Below are 17,950 nucleotides of genomic sequence, written 5' to 3'. Positions count from 1 at the left end.
CGGCGTCCATTCTGGGGCAACGGTGGTTGAGTTCGGATATCATGATGATCGCAGATCAGTTTCTGGAATGGATGGAAAGCGCTCCTGTCAATCGGCGAGCGGAGGGCGCAGATGCTTTGGTGCGCACCTATCTCCATTCCCCTTTGCCAGAACTTGACCGTGAGCGGCTTGAGGCCGTGATGACTGTCCTTCTTGATGATCCAGCCCCCCGTGTCCGGGCTGCTATGGCACACGCTCTGGCTTCTGAGCCTGATGCGCCAAAGCATATTGTACTGGGTCTTGCTGCTGATCAGATGAGTGTTGCGGAGCCCGTGTTGCTTCGTTCACCTGTTCTGGATGATGCGGACCTGGTTGATCTGGTCGCAGTTGGTCCTCTGGCGCGTCAGAGAGCCGTTGCCCAGCGCGGTGATGTGAGCCGGGCCGTTGCTGCCGCTCTTGCGGAAGTGGGCGAGGAAGACGCTGTTGTTGATCTTCTCGAGAACGCATTTGCATCCATCGCGGCTTTCAGCGTTGAACGGATTGTCGAGCGTTTTGGTAATGACCCGTCTATTCGTCAGCTTCTGCTGGATCGGGATGATTTGCCGGTCAGAGTGCGTGAAGACCTGATGCAGAGGCTGGCTGCTGCTCTTCGGTCTCTTGTGACTGAGCGGGCATGGATGAAGCCGGAACGGGCCCAGACGGTTGTTCGGGAGGCCTGTGAGAAGGCGACACTCGGATTTGCCGTTGATCTTCAGATGGACGATCTGGATGTCCTTGTTGAACATCTCAAGGTCAGCAATCGTCTGACACCCGCACTGTTGCTGCGGGCTCTGTGTCTCGGGCATTTCCGCTTTATCGAAATTGCTCTGGCCCGACTGGCCCGGTTACCGGTCGAGCGCGTGTCTGATTTGCTCTATTCCGGTCGCAGTGCTTCTATCGAAACAGTCTGCAGGCAGGCCCATTTGCCGGACAAGATGATTCCGGCCATTGTGGTTGGTATTGAAACCTATCTCGATGACTTGATTTCTGATGAAGGCATGTCGGAATACGCTCGCGTTCGTCGAATGCTGGAGCGGGTTCTGACCCGTCTTGAAGATATTGATCGTAGTGATGCCGATGCACTTCTGGCCATGCTCAGACGATTTGCCAGTGATGCGGCGCGCGATGCTGCACGGTCTGATGCCGATGCCTTTGCTTCACAGCGGGCTGCGTAATTCCGATTGGATTTTTCAACCAATGAGCCAAAAAGCAAAGCCCCGCCAATAGTGACGAGGCTTGGATGCTTTGGCTTCAGCGCGATAACGTATCAGGCGCTCTGGGCGATATAGTCGTTCGTCACATCTGTCAGGTTATGCAGGAGAGACAGTGCAATCTGGCTGTCATCACCTTTAGCGCGCTCTCTGACGACGGCACGAACTGCCTGCACATGCTGATCAAGAAGGGGTTCAGGTAATTGGTTGCCTTCCTGACCATGTTCGACCAGGCGACACAGGCTGTCGGCAATTGAGCCTGCAATCGGATAACCGAATGTCTCAGCCTGCCCTTTGATGTCAATGGCAGCGCGGAAGAGGTCGTCCATGCTGTCTGTTGAAAGGCCAGCTTCCCGTGCCACACTCCAGGCTTTGACCAGGGCTGCGACTTCCTCTTCAATCCACAGTGTGAAGTTGCCGGACATTTGATGCAGCGCCTGTTCGGCTTTGGCAATCGGATCGAAATTCGGAGGGCTTGATCGCGACGGCTTTGTCTTTTGCCGCAGATCGTTCGGCGGCTTGATAATCTGATGGGTGCCTTTGTCTTCGATCTCTTGTGTCATGATAACTCTCGATCTCTATCCGGACCTAGCCGTTCTCTGCCTGTTGCGGGGCGGGTTCGGTACGTCGTTCCTCGCCTGCATAATGCGGATTGGTGAACCGGCGGCGATCCGGGCCAAAGAAGGTTTTGCTTTTGACGAATGGGCGAGGGTTCACAATGCAGTTCAGCACCCTCATGTACAGACCCTTGGCTGAAATGGGTTTGCACAAGAACTCTGTCACACCGGCGTCCCGGGCTTCGACAACTCGTTTCTTCTCGGAATGGCCGGTCAGCATGATGATAGGAACGTAAGGATTACCAGAGGCATCCTCACTTCTGATCATCCGTGTCAGTTCCAGGCCATCAAAGATAGGCATGATCCAGTCGGTAATAACGATGTCCGGCCCGGAAGCCTTAAAGAGTTCAAGCGCTTCTGCGCCATCTTCCGCTTCGGTGATGTCGCGCGCGCCGTAGCTGTTCAGCAGCGTTCTGACAATCCGACGCATGTGGGAATTGTCATCTGCTATCAGAATTCGAACTGTACTGAGGTCAACTCTTGTCATGCCGTCCCGCATCTTGCGATGTGTTTGGACAGATTATGCACAACAGGTTGTTAAGAACGGACTAATGCGCGATGTGTTCTTATGGCCTCGGCGATCATGTGGATTGGATGTATGTCAGTACCGGAACTGTTCGTTGAGGATTCGCTCTTCCCAGGGGTGTCGACGGTCAAACATGATGTAGCAGCAGGCATCCGGGTTCTGCTCTATGGAAACATGCTGGACTGAGCGGAATTCGGTATGGTCGGCGACCGCATTGACCGGCCTTTTGCTGGCTTCCAATACCTCAATCTGAACCGCAACATGGTTCGGCAGCAGAGCGCCGCGCCAGTGTCTTGGTCTGAAAGGGCTGATTGGTGTCAGAGCAAGGAGCGGGGCGTTAATCGGCAGAATCGGACCATGAGCAGACAGATTGTAGGCGGTACTGCCTGCCGGTGTTGCCACGATGACACCGTCGCAGATCAATTCTTCCATACGCATCTGAGTATCAATAGACAGACGCAGCTTTGCTGCCTGATGGGCCTGACGCAGCATGGAGACTTCATTCAACGCCATAGCGGAATGGTGTTGCCCTGATGTGTCTGTCACATCCATCTTGAGAGGCGTCAGACGTGTGATCTCAGCATCGTTGATCCGCTCAATCAGGTCATCCATGCGAAATTCATTCATCAGAAAGCCGACAGATCCACGGTTCATGCCGTAGATGGGAATATCACTGCCCATAAACCGATGAAGGGTCTGCAGCATCAATCCATCGCCACCGAGAGCAACAATGGCATCTGCGTTCTTGGGAGAAACCGAACCATAGCGATGGGCCAGACGGCGACGGGCTTGCTCTGCCTCATCCGTAGGACTGGAGATAAAAGCAATATTTTCAATCGGCTTATCGGTTTTACGCATGGCTCTTTCCTGACGATCCATTGCCAGTACCATGTGTAGAGCCAAACGCCAATGCTACATTGGCTATTTGCGATGTTGACAGGTGGAAGGTGGCCGAACAGCAAAAGAAGACGCGGCTTTGCCTATTGAATCGCCAAGAGATTGGCCGAGCCAAGTGTTATGAGACACTGTTTGCGCTTATGGATAAGCTGCTTTGTTTAAAGCAGGATAACCACAGTCAGGGTCAGCCAGATTGCCGCAGACAGACCAAAAGCCGCTCCGTAGAGGCAGAAGTCCGGTTTTTCAGCTATCGTTCTTACTCGTCCCATATCGTGTCCTCCTTATATGGACGATGAATTCCCTGCTATGGCGTCTCTTTCTATTTATAGATGATCCATACTGAGCCGGATCACCATTTGTATTCCAATTCCATTATTCTGGCGGATTGTGCCAAAATCATGACTCTGCAAGTCTGGTTATTAGTTCTTTTCAGTTACAAGAGCTGGAACTGATTTCAGATAGGCTGCTATTGCGGCTCTGTCTTCTGCCGGAAGACGTGCCATGTTTTCCTGCACGGAGACCATTGAGCCACCGAAGGAATCAAACTCCGGAGTAAAGCCGCTTTCGAGCGAATAGACGATGTCACTTTCGCTCCAGCTTCCGATGCCTGTCTTGTGTGGCGTAATATTGGGGATAAAACCATCGCCTTCGGCTGCTGGTGCGCCTGCCAGGTGACGGTTTTCTATTGGGCCGCCTATAAGGTTACGTGGTGTATGGCACTCCCCGCAATGGGCCGGGCCTGATACGAGGTAGGCGCCTCTGTTGACGATGTCCGACTGTGAAGGATCCGGAGCGAAAGGCTTGCCATCCAGAAAGAGCAGCTTCCAGACACCAAGGCCTCGTCTTACCGAGAAGGGGAAAGGAAGGTCGTGGTCTGCATTCTGTATGTCTGAAGCTGGCAGCGTATCCATAAAGGCTTTCAGATCAAGCAGATCCGGTAAAGTCATCCGCTGATAGGAGCTGAACGGGAACGCAGGATAGTAATGCTTATTTTCCGGAGAGACGCCTTTGACCATAGCGGTGACAAATTCCTCATCTGTCCATTTGCCGATCCCATGATCGGGGTCAGATGAAATGTTGGGAACCCGGAAGATGCCGAAGGGCGTTTTAAGCTCATGCCCCCCGGTCAGAACCAGCCGGTCATCGCCCTTGGCACCCTTGGGGGCGTGACAGGATGCACAGCCGCCAGCATCAAACATGAGGCGGCCGTTATCAAGGTCCGGGGTATGAGCCGGAAGAGAGGCGGCGTCTATGCGTTGGGGGCTGGTCAGAAACCAGAATCCGGCGAACCCCGCTATGGCGAGCAGAATCACACTGACTGTAAGACGCCGCATCATGTGATTTTCCTATTTCTTGACGCGATATTTTTCGTGACAGGATTTGCAGTTGGCAACCACTGAGAGGAACGCCTGTTTGAACTCGTCCGCACCTTTAGACGCATTGCCGATGGCGGCTGCTGAGTCATCCTTGAACTTGTCACGAGCTGCGATGAAACCGGTCATGTCCTTCCAGATTTCCGGACTTGCTTCATTCTTGTGGCCGGTGTCTGACCCTTCCGGGAAGTAATGGCTGAAACCAACGGCAGCTCCATGCATGACCCGCATGGTCAGCTCGGCTGTGACCGCGTCATACTCGGCTTCACCCTTAACAATTGCGCCTGCTGCTTTGGTTGCCGCGCCGACGGATTTCATCAGAGCCTGACGTGTCAAGATCGGATCATCAGCGGCCACGGACTGCAGCGGTATAGAGACAGTTGTTGCGGCAATGGTAAGCGCAAAAATGGCCAGTTTCATCGTAATGTTCTCCCGGTTCCAGTGTATATTGTTGTTAACACATTAATCTGATTTCTATTCGGTGAGTGTACCAGCAATATGAAATGCTTCGCAAAAACTGTGCAAGTCGCTGGTCAAATCGCTGTTATCACCTTCATTTTTCCCATGGATGCTGAATTCACTGGGCTGCATGTCCGGTAAAATTGATCGGATTTTTTGGGTCTTGAGGTGATTTTGGCAATATTGATGTCGTTTCGTGTTAATAATGCCTGTGTTTGGACCTTTAGACTTTCTGAATGAGGCTGTGTAAAAACGCCAAAGTGGTTGATTGTTCAGACGCTTCGTTCTGTAATACCACTCAACAGATCAATGTCGGGCATACCTCTGGGAGGAGGTCTTGCATCAAAATGACAATGCGAGGGCCCACATTATCAAGCTGTCATATGTCCGTGTGACAAATCGGGAATAGCCGACTAACGCGGCAATTCTTTAACTTTGACTAGGGAGGAAAGACTCATAATGTCAAATGAGCTCAATAAAATGCGTGATCTGGTTCTGTCAGGCCATCTCAGCCGTCGTGATTTCATGGCGGGTGCGGCTGCTGTCGGGATCACTGCAAGCGCTGCGTCAGCACTTCTGACAAGCCCTGCAAAGGCTGCCCCGAAAAAAGGCGGGCATTTCAAGATCGGTATCGGCAGCGGCAGCACAACGGAATCCCTGGATCCGGGCGCGATCGACAATACGTTCCCCCAGCAGGTGAACTATGCGACCCGTAACTGTCTCGTTGATGTGGACAATGAGGGCAATGCTGTTCCTAACCTGGCCGAGAGCGTAGAGGCATCCGCTGACGCCAAGACTTGGACTGTGAAACTCCGCAAGGGCGTTGAGTTCCACAATGGCAAGACGATGACGGCAGATGATGTCATCGCATCCATGAATCACCATCGCGGTGACGATTCGAAGTCAGCGGCGAAAAGCGTTCTGGACCCGGTTGTCGAAATCAAGAAAGACGATGACCACACGATTGTCTTTGAGCTGAAAGAAGGCAATGCCGATTTCCCGTACATCATTTCTGATTACCATCTGTCAATTATGCCTGACGGCAAATGGCAGGAAGGGATTGGAACGGGCGGATACGTTCTCGAGAGCTTTGAGCCAGGTGTGAAAGCCACCTTTAAGAAGTTTGGTAACTACTGGCGTGGCGATGAGCGGGCTCACTTTGATTCCATCGAAGTTCTCTCAATTAAGGATGTGGCGGCCCGGACCAATGCCCTGACGTCCGGCGAGATCCACGCTATGGACCGCTGTGATCTGAAAACGGTTCACCTGCTCAAGCGCAATCGCAAACTGAATGTGCATCAGGTAACCGGAACACAGCATTACACCATTCCGATGCACGTGGATGTTGCGCCGTTCAATGACGTGAATGTCCGTCAGGCTCTGAAATATTCGATTGACCGTGAAGCTATCGTGAAAACAGTGCTGCGCGGATATGGTCAGGTTGCCAACGACCATCCGATCAGCCCGGCCAACAAATATTTCAACAAGGATCTGCCGCAGCGCGCCTATGATCCTGAAAAGGCGAGGTATCACCTGAAGAAAGCTGGTGTTGACAGCATCAATGTGGACCTGTCGTCTGCAGATGCAGCCTTTGCCGGAGCTGTTGATGCCGCTGTTCTCTACAAAGAGCATGCAGCAAAGGCCGGTATCAATATCAACGTCATCCGTGAGCCGAATGATGGATACTGGTCCAACGTCTGGCTGAAGAAGCCCTGGTGCTTCTGTTATTGGGGTGGCCGTCCGACAGAGGACTGGATGTTCTCAATTGCCTATTCCAAGGGCGCTGCCTGGAACGATACCCATTGGGAAAACGAGCGTTTCAACGAACTTCTTGTTCAGGCTCGTGCAGAGCTTAACGAAGATACGCGTCGTGCCATGTATTACGAAATGCAGGAACTCTGCAGCAATGATGGTGGTACGGTTGTTCCGATGTATGCAAGCTATGTCTTCGCGACAGCTGCAAATGTCGGCCATGACAAGTTCGCTTCCAACTGGGATCTTGATGGCAACAAGGCCCTTGAGCGTTGGTGGTTCGATTCCTAAGACCTGAACCGATACCGAGCTGGGGAAGTCAATCTTCCCCAGCTTTTTTGTCATTGAACTCGGTTTTGGGGTCCGGATATGCATCCTATTCTACGCATGGTCTTTCAGCGTTTGGGGCTGGGGCTTCTGACGCTCTTTGTCGTCTCTGTTATTATCTTTTCCGCCGTTGAACTTCTTCCAGGTGATCTTGCACAGGAAATTCTCGGTCAGGCTGCAACGGAAGAAACAGTTGCTGCTTTCCGTCGGGAGCTTGGTCTCGATCAGCCTGCTTTCACGCGCTATTTCAGTTGGCTTGGTGGCGTGCTTCAGGGGGACTTCGGCAAATCCCTGGCTAACCAGCGGGAAATTTCGGAACTGATCGGTTCCCGGCTTGGCAATACGCTGTTCCTGGCTGCTTTTGCAGCAGTTATCGCCGTACCGCTTGCCATTGCGCTTGGTGTTCTGGCGGCGCTTTACAGGAATTCACTGTTTGACCGTGCAATCAATGTGTCGACGCTGACATCGATTTCATTTCCTGAGTTCTTTGTTGCCTATATCCTTATCCTGTTCCTGTCGGTTCAGCTTGGCTGGTTCCCGCCGATCTCGAATGTGGATGCGGGTACGCCATTCCTGGAACGGATGTACAAGTCCTTCCTGCCAGCCCTGACGCTGACGCTTGTGGTGATCGCGCATATGATGCGCATGACGCGAGCGGCTATTATCAACCTTCTGGCATCCCCCTATATCGAGATGGCTCATCTGAAGGGGCTTTCCAAGTCACGGGTAATCGTCAAACACGCCTTGCCAAATGCACTGGCGCCGATCATCAACGTGATTGCACTGAACCTTGCCTATCTCATTGTGGGTGTTGTGGTTGTTGAAGTGGTCTTTGTCTATCCGGGCCTGGGGCAGTTGCTGGTGGATTCGGTCGCCAAGCGTGACATCACCGTTGTGCAGGCAGCCTGTCTGATTTTCGCAGCAACCTATATCCTGCTGAACCTGACAGCCGATATCCTGTCAATTCTCAGCAATCCACGCTTGCTGCATCCGCGCTAAGGGGAGGGGAAACTTATGATGACAGACCTCTGGAAAGGTTTGAAAACAGCTCCGCTCAGCGCCTGGTTCGGCATGATCGTGATCCTGTCCTATATTCTGGTTTCGCTTTTTGCGCCAATTCTGGCACCGCACGGTGAGACGGAAATTGTTGGTCCGGAATATGATCTCTGGTTTGGCGAGTTTTTCCTCGGCACGGACAATCTTGGCCGGGATATGCTGTCCCGACTGATTTATGGTGCTCGGAACACAGTGGGTATTGCTCTGGCAACAACCGTAATCGCCTTTGTTCTTGGCGGATTGATGGGCCTGCTGGCGGCTACGCTGGGTGGCTGGCTTGATCAGTTCTTCAGCCGGATTGTCGATGTTCTGATGTCGATCCCATCTCTGATTTTTGCTCTGCTGCTGCTGACGATTTTCTCCAAGGTGGGTGCGGTCGATGTTGGTCTTTTCATCATCAGTGACGGACAGATGAAGATGATCGTTCTGATCCTGGTGATTGCAGTTCTGGACTCGACCCGTGTCTATCGCCTGACCCGCGCTGTTGCCGGCAATATCGTGGTGATGGATTACATCGAGGCAGCCAAGCTGCGCGGAGAGGGGCTCTGGTGGCTTATCCGGCATGAAATCCTGCCAAACTCCATGGCTCCATTGATTGCGGAATTCGGCCTGCGCTTCTGCTTCGTCTTCCTGTTTATCGCTGCCCTGTCCTTCCTTGGTCTTGGCATTCAGCCTCCAACGGCTGACTGGGGATCCATGGTGCGTGACAACGCAACCCTGATCACCTTTGCTGCTGATGACATCACGCTTGGTCTGACGCCGCTTCTGCCCGCCGGTGCTATTGCCCTGCTGACAGTTGCCGTCAACTTCGTGGTTGACTGGATGCTGCATCGTTCAAGCGGTCTGAAGGAGTAGGAAGATGAAAGAGACATCTGTGACCTCTGGAGAAGTACTCCTCGACATCAAAGGCTTGAAGATTGAGGGATATTCCGACGAAAAATGGCATGGCATTGTTCATGGCGTGGATCTGAAACTCCACAAGGGCGAGGTGCTGGGCCTGATCGGGGAATCCGGGGCGGGTAAGTCCACAATCGGTCTGGCAGCCATGGGCTATACCAAAGGCGGTTGCCGGATCAATGGCGGCTCGGTGATGTTTGATGGTGTGGATCTGGTGACAGCCAGTGAAGGCCACAAGCGGGAACTTCGCGGTGCCCGGATTGCCTATGTGGCCCAGTCAGCGGCTGCGTCATTCAATCCGGCTCACAAGCTCATCGATCAGTATAATGAAGCACCGGTTCAGCATGGTATTCTGTCGGCTGAAACAGCGTCTGAGGATGCGGTGGAATTGTATCGGCGCATGCGATTGCCGAACCCTGAGGAGATCGGTTTCCGTTATCCGCACCAGGTCTCCGGTGGTCAGTTGCAGCGTGCGATGACGGCCATGGCCATGTCCTGCCGTCCGGATCTGATCATCTTTGATGAGCCGACTACCGCGCTGGATGTGACAACGCAGATTGAGGTGCTGTCAGCCATCCGGGATATTGTTGAGCAGTTCAACACAGCCGCGATCTACATCACGCACGATCTGGCGGTCGTGGCGCAGATGGCTGACAAGATCAAGGTTCTGCGCTATGGCAATGAGGTGGAAGAGGCTGACACGCGGACCATGCTGTCTTCGCCGCAGCAAGACTATACCAAGTCCCTGTGGGCGGTGCGCGAGTTTCAACGAGCTGAAAAACCATCGGCCCCTGAGAGTGAAACGCCAGTTGTCGAAATCCGCAATGTAACGGCAGCCTATGGCAATGTGCCGGTTCTGCATGATGTGTCGTTCAAGATCCATCGTGGCAGAACTGTTGCTGTTGTGGGTGAATCCGGTTCAGGCAAGTCAACCACAGCCCGTTGTGTGACCGGCCTCCTGCCTCCACGGCAAGGGGAGGTTCTGTTTAACGGCGAGATCCTTCCTGCGGATTATCGCAGCAGGTCCAAGGATCTGCTGCGGCGTGTCCAGATGATTTATCAGATGGCGGATACAGCCCTTAATCCGAAGCAGCGGATCAGGGATGTGATCGGCAGGCCGCTAGAATTCTATCTCGGCATGAAAGGCAAAAAGAAGGAAGAGCGTATCCGCGGGCTTCTCGACATGATTGAGCTTGAGCCGGATCAGTTCATTGACCGGCTGCCGGGTGAGCTTTCGGGCGGCCAGAAGCAGCGTATCTGTATCGCGCGCGCTCTTGCCGCCGAGCCTGAATTCATCATCTGTGATGAGGTGACGTCTGCGCTAGATCAGCTGGTGGCGGAAGGTATTCTGCGCCTGCTCGACAAACTGCAGAGCGAGTTTGATCTGGCTTACATGTTCATCACGCATGACCTTGCGACGGTCCGCTCCATCGCCGATGAAGTGGTTGTCATGTTGCAGGGACGGGTGGTTGAACACGGACCAAAGAGCCAGATGTTCATTCCGCCGCATCATGAATATACGGAACTTCTGTTGTCATCAGTGCCGGAGATGGATCCGGACTGGCTCGACAAGCTGCTGGAAGAGCGGAAGCAGAAGGGTGGCATGGAGTCAGCTGGCAACTGATAGATGTCAGACCCGATGGAATAGTATAAAGGTCGCCTCCGGGCGGCCTTTATCGCATCTGGCGCAGCTTGCCGGGGGCGTGGCCAAAATGGGAGCGGAAGGCTCGAGAGAAGGCGCTGCCGGATGTATACCCGGTGCGTGCTGCGATCTCTGCAACGGTCAGCGCCGTTTCCATCAGCAGACTGCGGGCTTTGGCCAGGCGGAGATGCTGATAGTAGGCATTCGGACTGGTGGAGAGAACCTTTTTGAACAATCGCTCCAGGTCTCTCTGGCTCATCCCGGTCTTGCGAGCCAGCTCACCAATGGCGACAGGCTCTTCCAGAGAGCCTGACATGATGGTCAGAGCGCGGGCCAGCTTGGGATAGCGTTTTGCATGAATGCCACCCGGATTGGACCATTGCGGGTCGCCGGATGCGCGTTCATGGTCATAGATAAAAGTGCCTGCCACATCATTGGCCAGCGTTTCCCCGTGGTCGCGTCTGATCAGATGCAACATCAGGTCCAGTGTTGTGGTTCCACCACCAGCGGTGATGCGATTTCTGTCAATGACGAAGCGGTCGGCGACAACAGTCACGTTCAGGAATCGCTCTTCAAAGATGCCGAGTTCTTCCCAGTGTATCGTTGCGCGATATCCATCCAGTAATCCGGCTCTCGCGAGCAGATGACTACCGGAATCAAGACCACCCAGAGTCAGTCCGGCCTGAGCCCATTGGCGCAGGGAACGGAGGACGGCGGGCGTTTCATGCTGGGTGTAATGGTAGCTCGGCATGACAAAGAGAATATCGGGCCTCGGCAGTGTATCAATGGAGAAATCAGCGTTGATCTGTAACTGGCTTGAGGTCACGGCAGGTTTCCCGTCCGGACTGGCCAGTGACCAGGAATACAGGTCGCGCCCCGATTTCATATTGGCAGCACGAAGTGGCTCCAGAGCGTTGGAGAGACACAGGCCGCTGAAATGATCAAACAGGACGAAGGCCATATGCATCAAAAATACCTCGGAAACCGTATCAACTCTGTCGAAAAATGTATTTATCACTCCGGCAAATGTCGATAGCCTTTCGATAATGTTTGGAAGCCTGCGGGTTTGGGAGGACGAGTATGGCCGACAGTTTACGTGTTGTTGTCACTGCAGGCGGTAACGGAATCGGACGCACGGTGGCTCAGCGTCTGAGAGAACGCGGCGATCAGGTCTTCATCTGCGATGTTAATGATGAGACCGTTGCACAAGCGGTTGAAGCAGAGGGGCTTGCTGGCGGCTGTGCGGCTGATGTGACCGACGAAAGCCAGGTTGATCAGTTATTCGCACAGGCTCTGGACCGCCTCGGGGGCATCGACATCCTGGTCAATACGGCTGGTATCGGCGGGCCGACGGGTCCGCTTGAAGACCTCTCTCTTGATGCGTGGAAGGCCTGTATCTCGGTCACGCTGGATGGAACTTTTCTGTGCAGCCGCAAAGCCATTCCTCTGATGAAGGCACAGAAGAGCGGGTCGATCGTGAATTTTTCGTCCACCGCCGGGCTCTATGGTTATCCGAACCGCACGCCATATGCTGCCGCCAAATGGGGTGTCATCGGTCTGACCAAGTCCATGGCCATGGAACTGGGGAGTTCGAATGTCCGGGTCAATGTCATCTGCCCGGGTGCTGTCAGTGGAGACCGGATGGACCGGGTTATTGCGGCAGATGCCAGAGCGACCGGTCGGTCTGAAGAGGAAATCCGGGCCAGTTATACAGCAGGAACATCTCTCAAGTCCTTTGTCAGTGCCGATGATCTGGCAGAGATGATCCTGTTTATCACATCGCCTGCCGGGAAGATGATCTCCGGCCAGGCCCTGACCGTTGATGGTCATACGGAATCGATCAACTAGCAACCGCTGTTCTGAAAGAGGTGCACCATGCATTTCGGTTTGACTCAGGAACAGGAGATGATCGTCGAGACGGTCCGCTCCTTCGTTGAAAATGAAATTTATCCGCATGAAGCAGAAGTCGACCGTCTTGGTCGGGTGCCGGAAGAGCTTGGCCAGGAACTGAAGCAAAAGGTGCTGGATCTTGGCTTTTATGCGCCGAACTTCCCCGAAGAGGTTGGCGGCGGCGGTCTCAACCATCTGGAGTTTGCGTTGCTGGAGCGTGAGCTTGGTCGGGCGTCCATGGCGCTCAACCATTTCTGGGGACGACCACAGAATATTCTGATGGCCTGTAATGACGAGCAGCGTGAACGTTATCTTTTCCCGGCTGTACGTGGTGAGAAGATGGATGCTCTGGCGATGACCGAGCCTGATGCCGGCTCGGACGTGCGCAGCATGAAGTGCACCGCCCGTCGTGATGGTGGTGATTGGGTTCTGAACGGTACCAAGCATTTCATTTCCGGTGCTGAACACGCGGATTTCTTTATCGTTTTTGTTGCAACCGGTGAGGACGATACGCCCCGTGGGCCGAAAAAACGGATCACCACATTCCTTGTCGACCGTGGCACGCCCGGCTTTGAGGTGGTGCACGGTTACAAGTCGGTTTCTCATCGTGGGTATCTCAACTACGTTCTGAATTTCGATGATTGCCGTCTGCCGGATGCCCAGGTTCTGGGTGAGGTTGATGGTGGTTTTGCCGTGATGAATGAGTGGCTCTACGCAACGCGGATTACTGTGGCTGCGATGAGTGTTGGCCGTGCCCGCCGGGCCTTTGACTATGCGTTGAACTATGCAGCGGAGCGGAAGCAGTTTGGTCAGCCGATTGGCAAGTTTCAGGGCATTTCCTTCAAGCTTGCAGACATGATTACCGAGATTGATGCGGCTGACTATCTGACACTGGCTGCTGCATGGCGTCTTGATCAGGAGCTGCCTGCCAATCGTGAAATCGCGTCTGCCAAGGTCTATGCCACGGAAATGCTGGCACGGGTGACGGATGAGGCGATCCAGATCTATGGCGGCATGGGGTTGATGGATGACTTCCCGCTTGAGCGGTTCTGGCGGGACGCCCGTGTGGAACGGATCTGGGATGGCACATCCGAAATTCAGCGTCACATTATCAGCCGCGATTTGCTGCGTCCGCTGGGGGCCTGATGCTGATGGCGGCGCGATCGTTTCGAGAGGGGCTTGGCCGACTGCTGAGGCCAAGATCCATCGCCTTTTTTGGTGGCAATGAAGCCGCCGAGGCCATTCGGCAATGCAAGCGTATGGGATATCGGGGACAGATCTGGCCGGTTCACCCAAAGAAGACGCTTGTGGAAGGGTATCCATGCTTTGCGTCAGTTGCTGATCTGCCATCAGCGCCGGATGCAGCCTTTCTCGGCGTGAATCGCTATCTGACCATTGATCTGGTTCGGCAATTGTCTGAAGCCGGGGCTGGTGGTGCTGTCTGTTATGCGTCGGGGTTCAAGGAAGCGGTTGGAGAAGTTGATGATGGTGCCGACCTCCAGGAGCAGCTTATAGAGGCTGCCGGGCCCATGGCGATCCTCGGGCCCAACTGCTACGGCTGTATCAACTATATGGATGGTGCCTTGCTCTGGCCGGACCAGCATGGTGGTGCTGCGGTTGAGACGGGTGTGGCCATCCTGACGCAATCCTCCAATATTGCGATTAATCTGACCATGCAGGCGCGTGGGTTGCCGGTTGCCTATGTGTTGACTGCGGGCAATCAGGCACAATGCGGGCTTTCTGAACTGGCATCTGCCGCCCTTGATGATCCGCGCGTGACGGTGCTTGGTCTTCATATCGAGGGTATTGACGATATCGCTGCTTTTGAGGCCACGGTCCTCAAGGCTCGGGAGAAGAATATTCCGGTCGTTGTGCTTAAAATAGGTCGGTCTGAAGCCGCGCAGGCCCTGACCATCTCCCACACAGCCTCCCTGGCCGGATCTGATTCTCTGACAAATGCGTTTCTGCGCCGCCTGGGGGCCGCTCGTGTCTATTCACTGCCCTCCTTCCTTGAGACATTGAAACTGCTGCATGTGCTTGGTCCGCTGGATGGGACATCTATCACATCCATGAGCTGTTCAGGCGGTGAGGCCAGTCTGATGGCTGACAGTGCGGAAGGGCGGGCTGTCTTTTTCCGCGCTCTTGCGGAGGATGAAAGGGGCAGGGTCAAGGACACGCTGAACGAGATTGTTGCCGTTGCCAACCCGCTTGATTATCACACCTTCATCTGGGGCGATCAGGAGAAGTTGACGGCGACCTTTACGGCCATGCTGTCAAACGGGTTTGACCTGTCCATCCTGGTTCTGGATTTCCCAAGAACTGATCGTTGCGGTGATGAGGCCTGGCAGGCCGCGGTGAATGCTCTGGCCGAAGCCAGTCATGTGACAGGTGCCAAAGCCGCTGTTCTGGCGACATTGCAGGAAAACCTGTCAGAAGACCGTGCCGCTGAACTCTGCCGCCTTGGCCTGGTGCCGATGGTCGGGATTGATGACGCTTATGATGCGATTGAAGCTGCGGCAGAGATAGGGGCTGCGTTCAGGCGACAGCCTGGAGAATCCTTGCGTTGCATTGGTGCTGGCGGTGTTGATGACATTGCGACCATTGTCAGTCTTGATGAGGATGCTGCCAAGGCGGTTCTTTCTGGCTATGGCCTGCCTGTGCCGGATCGCCAGCTGGTCACGTCTGAGGATGATGCGGTCAACGCGGCTTGCGCACTTGGATTGCCGGTGGTGCTGAAGGTTGTCAGCGACACCCTTGCCCACAAGAGTGATGTTGGCGGCGTGGCTGTTGGTCTGCAGACCGACGACGAGGTGCGAGCTGCTTATAACTCCATGGCCCATCTGTCTGATCGATTTATGGTCGAAGCCATGGTGACGGGGACCGTCGCTGAAATCCTTGTCGGTATCAACCGTGATGAACAGTTTGGCCTGCATCTGGTGCTCGGGGCGGGTGGTGTCCTTGTCGATTTGCTGAAAGACAGCGCGACCCTTCTTCTGCCGACTACACGGGAAGAGATTATAGAGGCATTACTGTCTCTGAAGACAGCGGCGCTTCTGACAGGCTATCGTGGTGCTGCTCCGGCAGACCTTGAAGCCGCCGCTGACCTTGTTCTCGCAGTCGTGCACTATGCGATGGAAGAGGGTGACGGGCTGCTGGAGCTTGATGTGAACCCTGTCATGCTGCGCCCGAAAGGTGAGGGGGCAGTTGCTGTGGATGCGGTTATCCGGCGCATTCAGACGTGATTGAAGCTTTGAGAGGAATAATCTGATGTCAGAGGCAAGCCCGATCCGGGTAGAACGCAAAGGCGCTATCTTTATCGTGACCCTTGATCGCCCCAAGGCGAATGCCATTGATGCGGCAACCAGCCGTGTCATGAGCAAGGCGTTTGTGGAGTTTCGTGATGATCCGAACCTGCGTGTTGCCATCATCACCGGCGGCGGAGAGAAATTCTTCTGCCCGGGTTGGGACCTGAAGGCGGCAGCTGAAGGGGAAGAACCGGATGCGGATTATGGTGAAGGCGGCTTTGGTGGTCTTCAGGAGCTGCCCAATCTTGGCAAACCGGTTATTGCAGCGGTGAACGGGATTGCCTTTGGAGGCGGTTTTGAACTGGCGCTCAGTGCAGACATCATTATTGCTGCTGATCATGCCACATTTGCCTTGCCTGAAATTCGCTCAGGAACGATTGCTGATGCGGCAACCGCCAAGCTGCCAAAGCGTATTCCTTATCATATCGCTATGGAGATGCTGTTTACCGGCCGACGCCTTGACGCCGAGGAAGCGCACCGATGGGGCTTTGTAAACCGGATTGTACCGGCGGCTGAGCTGATGGATGCAGCTCTGGATATGGCGGAACTTCTGGCCAGCGGACCGCCTCTTGTCTATGCGGCAATCAAGGAAGTGGTTCGGGCGTCTGAAACCATGAGTTTCCAGGAATCCATGAACAAGATGAATCGGCGTGAATTTGCGTCCATTCAGACACTCTATGCCAGCGAGGACCAGCTTGAGGGAGCCCGGGCCTTTGCAGAAAAGCGCGACCCTGTCTGGAAGGGACGCTGACATGTTCTGAAACGGGGAGTCGTCGGAGGCTCCCCAGAAGCTCACCAGAAGCTTTGTCAGTCTGACACGGCAGGACCGGTCTCAGCTTCAGCAAGGTTCCAGAGAGACTGCGCATTGAAGCGGTGACGCTTGGGTTTCTCGGCAAACATGGTCTCAAAGTGTGCTTTTGCCGCCTGGGCAAACGGCTGTGCTATTTCACGGGCGCGGTTTGCGATGAGATCCCTCTGTCGGGGCGACAGGTCATAGAGGGCCGGGCCTTCCTTGCCGACAAAGGCTACAAGCGCCATCAGGTCGTCATAGTCGCCCAGGCTGCGCCTCAGGGTTCTGATGTCTTCTGCCCGTGAGATGAAATGGTCCGGTGCTGCTTGTGAGAGTGCGACCAGATGATGACGATGCCTGATAACCAGCTTTCGTCCATCATGGATGTGGATCGGATCGTTCTCTCGGAACCCGAAGTCCAACCGTTTGCGCACACCGCTATAGGTTTTCTGATAGGCATCGAAATAGGGGGTGCAGTCATCGGTCAAAGACCAGTGTGTCACCCGTTCGAGGCACCCGGTGAGAGTTCCTATAGCCTCGGTGAGTTCCGTCTTGCCAGGACGTTCCTCTGTCAGAAGATGGGAAAGAGACACGGAAAGAGTACAGAGAGCAATGGCTGTATCCGCGTCTTGCGCTCTTGAGGTGCGCGCCAGGTTTTCCGCGATGACAATAAGAGCCTGCAGATCACGAGCCTTGGCCAGGCGATGGGCCACGGACCGAAGATTGTCGGTCTCCGTCCGGTAGTGCGGACCCAGTTGGGACTTCGCCAGAACCAGATTGGCGCGGATGATCTTAATCCGTTTTCTGGCGGACAGAATTCTTGCATCGGGATCGTCTGCTGCTGAGGCCAGGTCGCTGATTGTCTTCTTCAATCCGGAACGGACAATGCGTTTCAGTTCCTGGCCTATTCCTCTGCCGACCTTTAACCGACGAGCCATTCAGTCCGTACCCCTTACATCCGGATTTCATTATCCGCGACAGAGACTGCGAATGGTACTCTAAGTCCCGGATATCAAACTGTTTCACAGCTCTTTGTCATAATCCAGTCCCTGGTCCTCAGTATGGTGAAGATCGCTTTCGGACGCGGGACGTTTTTCTTTTCCCGCCTTCTCCGCCTGCTTTTCTGCTTCAATCTGCTCATGCAGTGTTTTGAGTTTTCTGGCCATGCCGCCAATAATCTTCATTGCCAA

General features: G+C 54.4%; 17 protein-coding genes. 9 read left to right on the top strand and 8 right to left on the bottom strand.

The window, feature by feature from the left end; genetic code table 11:
- The first annotated feature begins 41 nt into the window (after positions 1-41).
- Positions 42-1,193, top strand: coding sequence for a DUF2336 domain-containing protein (locus RA157_RS01655; protein ID WP_350334746.1), 1,152 nt, complete (start codon positions 42-44; stop codon positions 1,191-1,193).
- A 92-nt stretch (positions 1,194-1,285) separates the two neighbouring features.
- On the opposite strand, the gene RA157_RS01650 is transcribed toward RA157_RS01655, so the two are convergent.
- The 5 genes from RA157_RS01650 to RA157_RS01630 form a co-directional block, all read right to left on the bottom strand.
- On the bottom strand, positions 1,286-1,792 hold the full coding sequence (locus tag RA157_RS01650; RefSeq protein ID WP_350334745.1) for an Hpt domain-containing protein: 507 nt from the start codon (positions 1,790-1,792) through the stop codon (positions 1,286-1,288).
- A 25-nt stretch (positions 1,793-1,817) separates the two neighbouring features.
- A complete protein-coding gene (locus tag RA157_RS01645) occupies positions 1,818-2,333 on the bottom strand; it encodes a response regulator (RefSeq protein WP_350334744.1) in 516 nt (171 codons plus the stop codon).
- Positions 2,334-2,447: 114 nt separating this feature from the next.
- Positions 2,448-3,230 (bottom strand): NAD kinase, encoded by a 783-nt coding sequence (locus RA157_RS01640; protein WP_350334743.1) that lies wholly within the window; start codon positions 3,228-3,230, stop codon positions 2,448-2,450.
- Positions 3,231-3,688: 458 nt separating this feature from the next.
- Positions 3,689-4,606, bottom strand: coding sequence for a c-type cytochrome (locus RA157_RS01635; RefSeq protein WP_350334742.1), 918 nt, complete (start codon positions 4,604-4,606; stop codon positions 3,689-3,691).
- A gap of 9 nt (positions 4,607-4,615) precedes the next feature.
- Positions 4,616-5,062, bottom strand: coding sequence for a c-type cytochrome (locus RA157_RS01630; RefSeq protein WP_350334741.1), 447 nt, complete (start codon positions 5,060-5,062; stop codon positions 4,616-4,618).
- 519 nt (positions 5,063-5,581) lie between these two features.
- On the opposite strand from RA157_RS01630, the gene RA157_RS01625 reads away from it, so the two are divergent.
- The 4 genes from RA157_RS01625 (at position 5,582) to RA157_RS01610 (ending at position 10,757) form a co-directional block, all read left to right on the top strand.
- Positions 5,582-7,144, top strand: a complete 1,563-nt coding sequence (locus RA157_RS01625; protein WP_350334740.1) for an ABC transporter substrate-binding protein — start codon at positions 5,582-5,584, stop codon at positions 7,142-7,144.
- A 78-nt stretch (positions 7,145-7,222) separates the two neighbouring features.
- Entirely contained in the window at positions 7,223-8,179 is a 957-nt protein-coding gene (locus RA157_RS01620) for an ABC transporter permease (RefSeq protein WP_350334739.1), read from the top strand.
- A gap of 18 nt (positions 8,180-8,197) precedes the next feature.
- Positions 8,198-9,091 carry an ABC transporter permease gene (locus RA157_RS01615; RefSeq protein ID WP_350336251.1) on the top strand — a complete coding sequence of 298 codons (894 nt, stop codon included), beginning with the start codon at positions 8,198-8,200 and terminating at the stop codon, positions 9,089-9,091.
- Between the two features lie 4 nt (positions 9,092-9,095).
- Positions 9,096-10,757 (top strand): ABC transporter ATP-binding protein, encoded by a 1,662-nt coding sequence (locus RA157_RS01610; protein WP_350334738.1) that lies wholly within the window; start codon positions 9,096-9,098, stop codon positions 10,755-10,757.
- 49 nt (positions 10,758-10,806) lie between these two features.
- Here RA157_RS01610 and RA157_RS01605 read toward each other — a convergent pair whose 3' ends face one another.
- Positions 10,807-11,742, bottom strand: a complete 936-nt coding sequence (locus tag RA157_RS01605) for a GlxA family transcriptional regulator (RefSeq protein WP_350334737.1) — start codon at positions 11,740-11,742, stop codon at positions 10,807-10,809.
- Between the two features lie 113 nt (positions 11,743-11,855).
- On the opposite strand from RA157_RS01605, the gene RA157_RS01600 reads away from it, so the two are divergent.
- Genes RA157_RS01600 through RA157_RS01585 form a run of 4 tightly spaced genes read left to right on the top strand, consistent with a single transcriptional unit; the run spans position 11,856 to position 16,721 of the window.
- A complete protein-coding gene (locus RA157_RS01600) occupies positions 11,856-12,623 on the top strand; it encodes an SDR family oxidoreductase (RefSeq protein ID WP_350334736.1) in 768 nt (255 codons plus the stop codon).
- Between the two features lie 27 nt (positions 12,624-12,650).
- Positions 12,651-13,811 carry an acyl-CoA dehydrogenase family protein gene (locus tag RA157_RS01595; RefSeq protein ID WP_350334735.1) on the top strand — a complete coding sequence of 387 codons (1,161 nt, stop codon included), beginning with the start codon at positions 12,651-12,653 and terminating at the stop codon, positions 13,809-13,811.
- Entirely contained in the window at positions 13,811-15,907 is a 2,097-nt protein-coding gene (locus tag RA157_RS01590; protein WP_350334734.1) for an acetate--CoA ligase family protein, read from the top strand. The genes RA157_RS01595 and RA157_RS01590 overlap by 1 nt, the downstream gene beginning before the upstream one ends.
- A gap of 25 nt (positions 15,908-15,932) precedes the next feature.
- Entirely contained in the window at positions 15,933-16,721 is a 789-nt protein-coding gene (locus RA157_RS01585; protein ID WP_350334733.1) for a carnitinyl-CoA dehydratase, read from the top strand.
- 56 nt (positions 16,722-16,777) lie between these two features.
- Here RA157_RS01585 and RA157_RS01580 read toward each other — a convergent pair whose 3' ends face one another.
- Both RA157_RS01580 and RA157_RS01575 read right to left on the bottom strand, forming a co-directional pair.
- The gene (locus RA157_RS01580; protein WP_350334732.1) at positions 16,778-17,698 is read right to left on the bottom strand and encodes a CHAD domain-containing protein; all 921 of its coding nucleotides are present in this window, start codon (positions 17,696-17,698) and stop codon (positions 16,778-16,780) included.
- A gap of 84 nt (positions 17,699-17,782) precedes the next feature.
- The gene (locus RA157_RS01575) at positions 17,783-17,944 is read right to left on the bottom strand and encodes a hypothetical protein (RefSeq protein ID WP_350334731.1); all 162 of its coding nucleotides are present in this window, start codon (positions 17,942-17,944) and stop codon (positions 17,783-17,785) included.
- Between the last annotated feature and the right edge of the window lie 6 nt (positions 17,945-17,950).

It is taken from the genome of Coralliovum pocilloporae, from assembly GCF_030845175.1.
Lineage (GTDB): Bacteria > Pseudomonadota > Alphaproteobacteria > Rhizobiales > Cohaesibacteraceae > Coralliovum > Coralliovum pocilloporae.
This window is presented reverse-complemented; position numbering and strand designations above follow the sequence as displayed.

Excerpts from the sequence above, each read along its gene's own strand:
- RA157_RS01655 (WP_350334746.1), top strand. The coding sequence starts at position 42 with ATGATGATCGCAGATCAGTTTCTGGAATGGATGGAAAGCGCTCCTGTC.
- RA157_RS01650 (WP_350334745.1), bottom strand. The coding sequence starts at position 1,792 with ATGACACAAGAGATCGAAGACAAAGGCACCCATCAGATTATCAAGCCG.
- RA157_RS01645 (WP_350334744.1), bottom strand. The coding sequence starts at position 2,333 with ATGACAAGAGTTGACCTCAGTACAGTTCGAATTCTGATAGCAGATGAC.
- RA157_RS01640 (WP_350334743.1), bottom strand. The coding sequence starts at position 3,230 with ATGCGTAAAACCGATAAGCCGATTGAAAATATTGCTTTTATCTCCAGT.
- RA157_RS01635 (WP_350334742.1), bottom strand. The coding sequence starts at position 4,606 with ATGATGCGGCGTCTTACAGTCAGTGTGATTCTGCTCGCCATAGCGGGG.
- RA157_RS01630 (WP_350334741.1), bottom strand. The coding sequence starts at position 5,062 with ATGAAACTGGCCATTTTTGCGCTTACCATTGCCGCAACAACTGTCTCT.
- RA157_RS01625 (WP_350334740.1), top strand. The coding sequence starts at position 5,582 with ATGCGTGATCTGGTTCTGTCAGGCCATCTCAGCCGTCGTGATTTCATG.
- RA157_RS01620 (WP_350334739.1), top strand. The coding sequence starts at position 7,223 with ATGCATCCTATTCTACGCATGGTCTTTCAGCGTTTGGGGCTGGGGCTT.
- RA157_RS01615 (WP_350336251.1), top strand. The coding sequence starts at position 8,198 with ATGACAGACCTCTGGAAAGGTTTGAAAACAGCTCCGCTCAGCGCCTGG.
- RA157_RS01610 (WP_350334738.1), top strand. The coding sequence starts at position 9,096 with ATGAAAGAGACATCTGTGACCTCTGGAGAAGTACTCCTCGACATCAAA.
- RA157_RS01605 (WP_350334737.1), bottom strand. The coding sequence starts at position 11,742 with ATGCATATGGCCTTCGTCCTGTTTGATCATTTCAGCGGCCTGTGTCTC.
- RA157_RS01600 (WP_350334736.1), top strand. The coding sequence starts at position 11,856 with ATGGCCGACAGTTTACGTGTTGTTGTCACTGCAGGCGGTAACGGAATC.
- RA157_RS01595 (WP_350334735.1), top strand. The coding sequence starts at position 12,651 with ATGCATTTCGGTTTGACTCAGGAACAGGAGATGATCGTCGAGACGGTC.
- RA157_RS01590 (WP_350334734.1), top strand. The coding sequence starts at position 13,811 with ATGCTGATGGCGGCGCGATCGTTTCGAGAGGGGCTTGGCCGACTGCTG.
- RA157_RS01585 (WP_350334733.1), top strand. The coding sequence starts at position 15,933 with ATGTCAGAGGCAAGCCCGATCCGGGTAGAACGCAAAGGCGCTATCTTT.
- RA157_RS01580 (WP_350334732.1), bottom strand. The coding sequence starts at position 17,698 with ATGGCTCGTCGGTTAAAGGTCGGCAGAGGAATAGGCCAGGAACTGAAA.
- RA157_RS01575 (WP_350334731.1), bottom strand. The coding sequence starts at position 17,944 with ATGAAGATTATTGGCGGCATGGCCAGAAAACTCAAAACACTGCATGAG.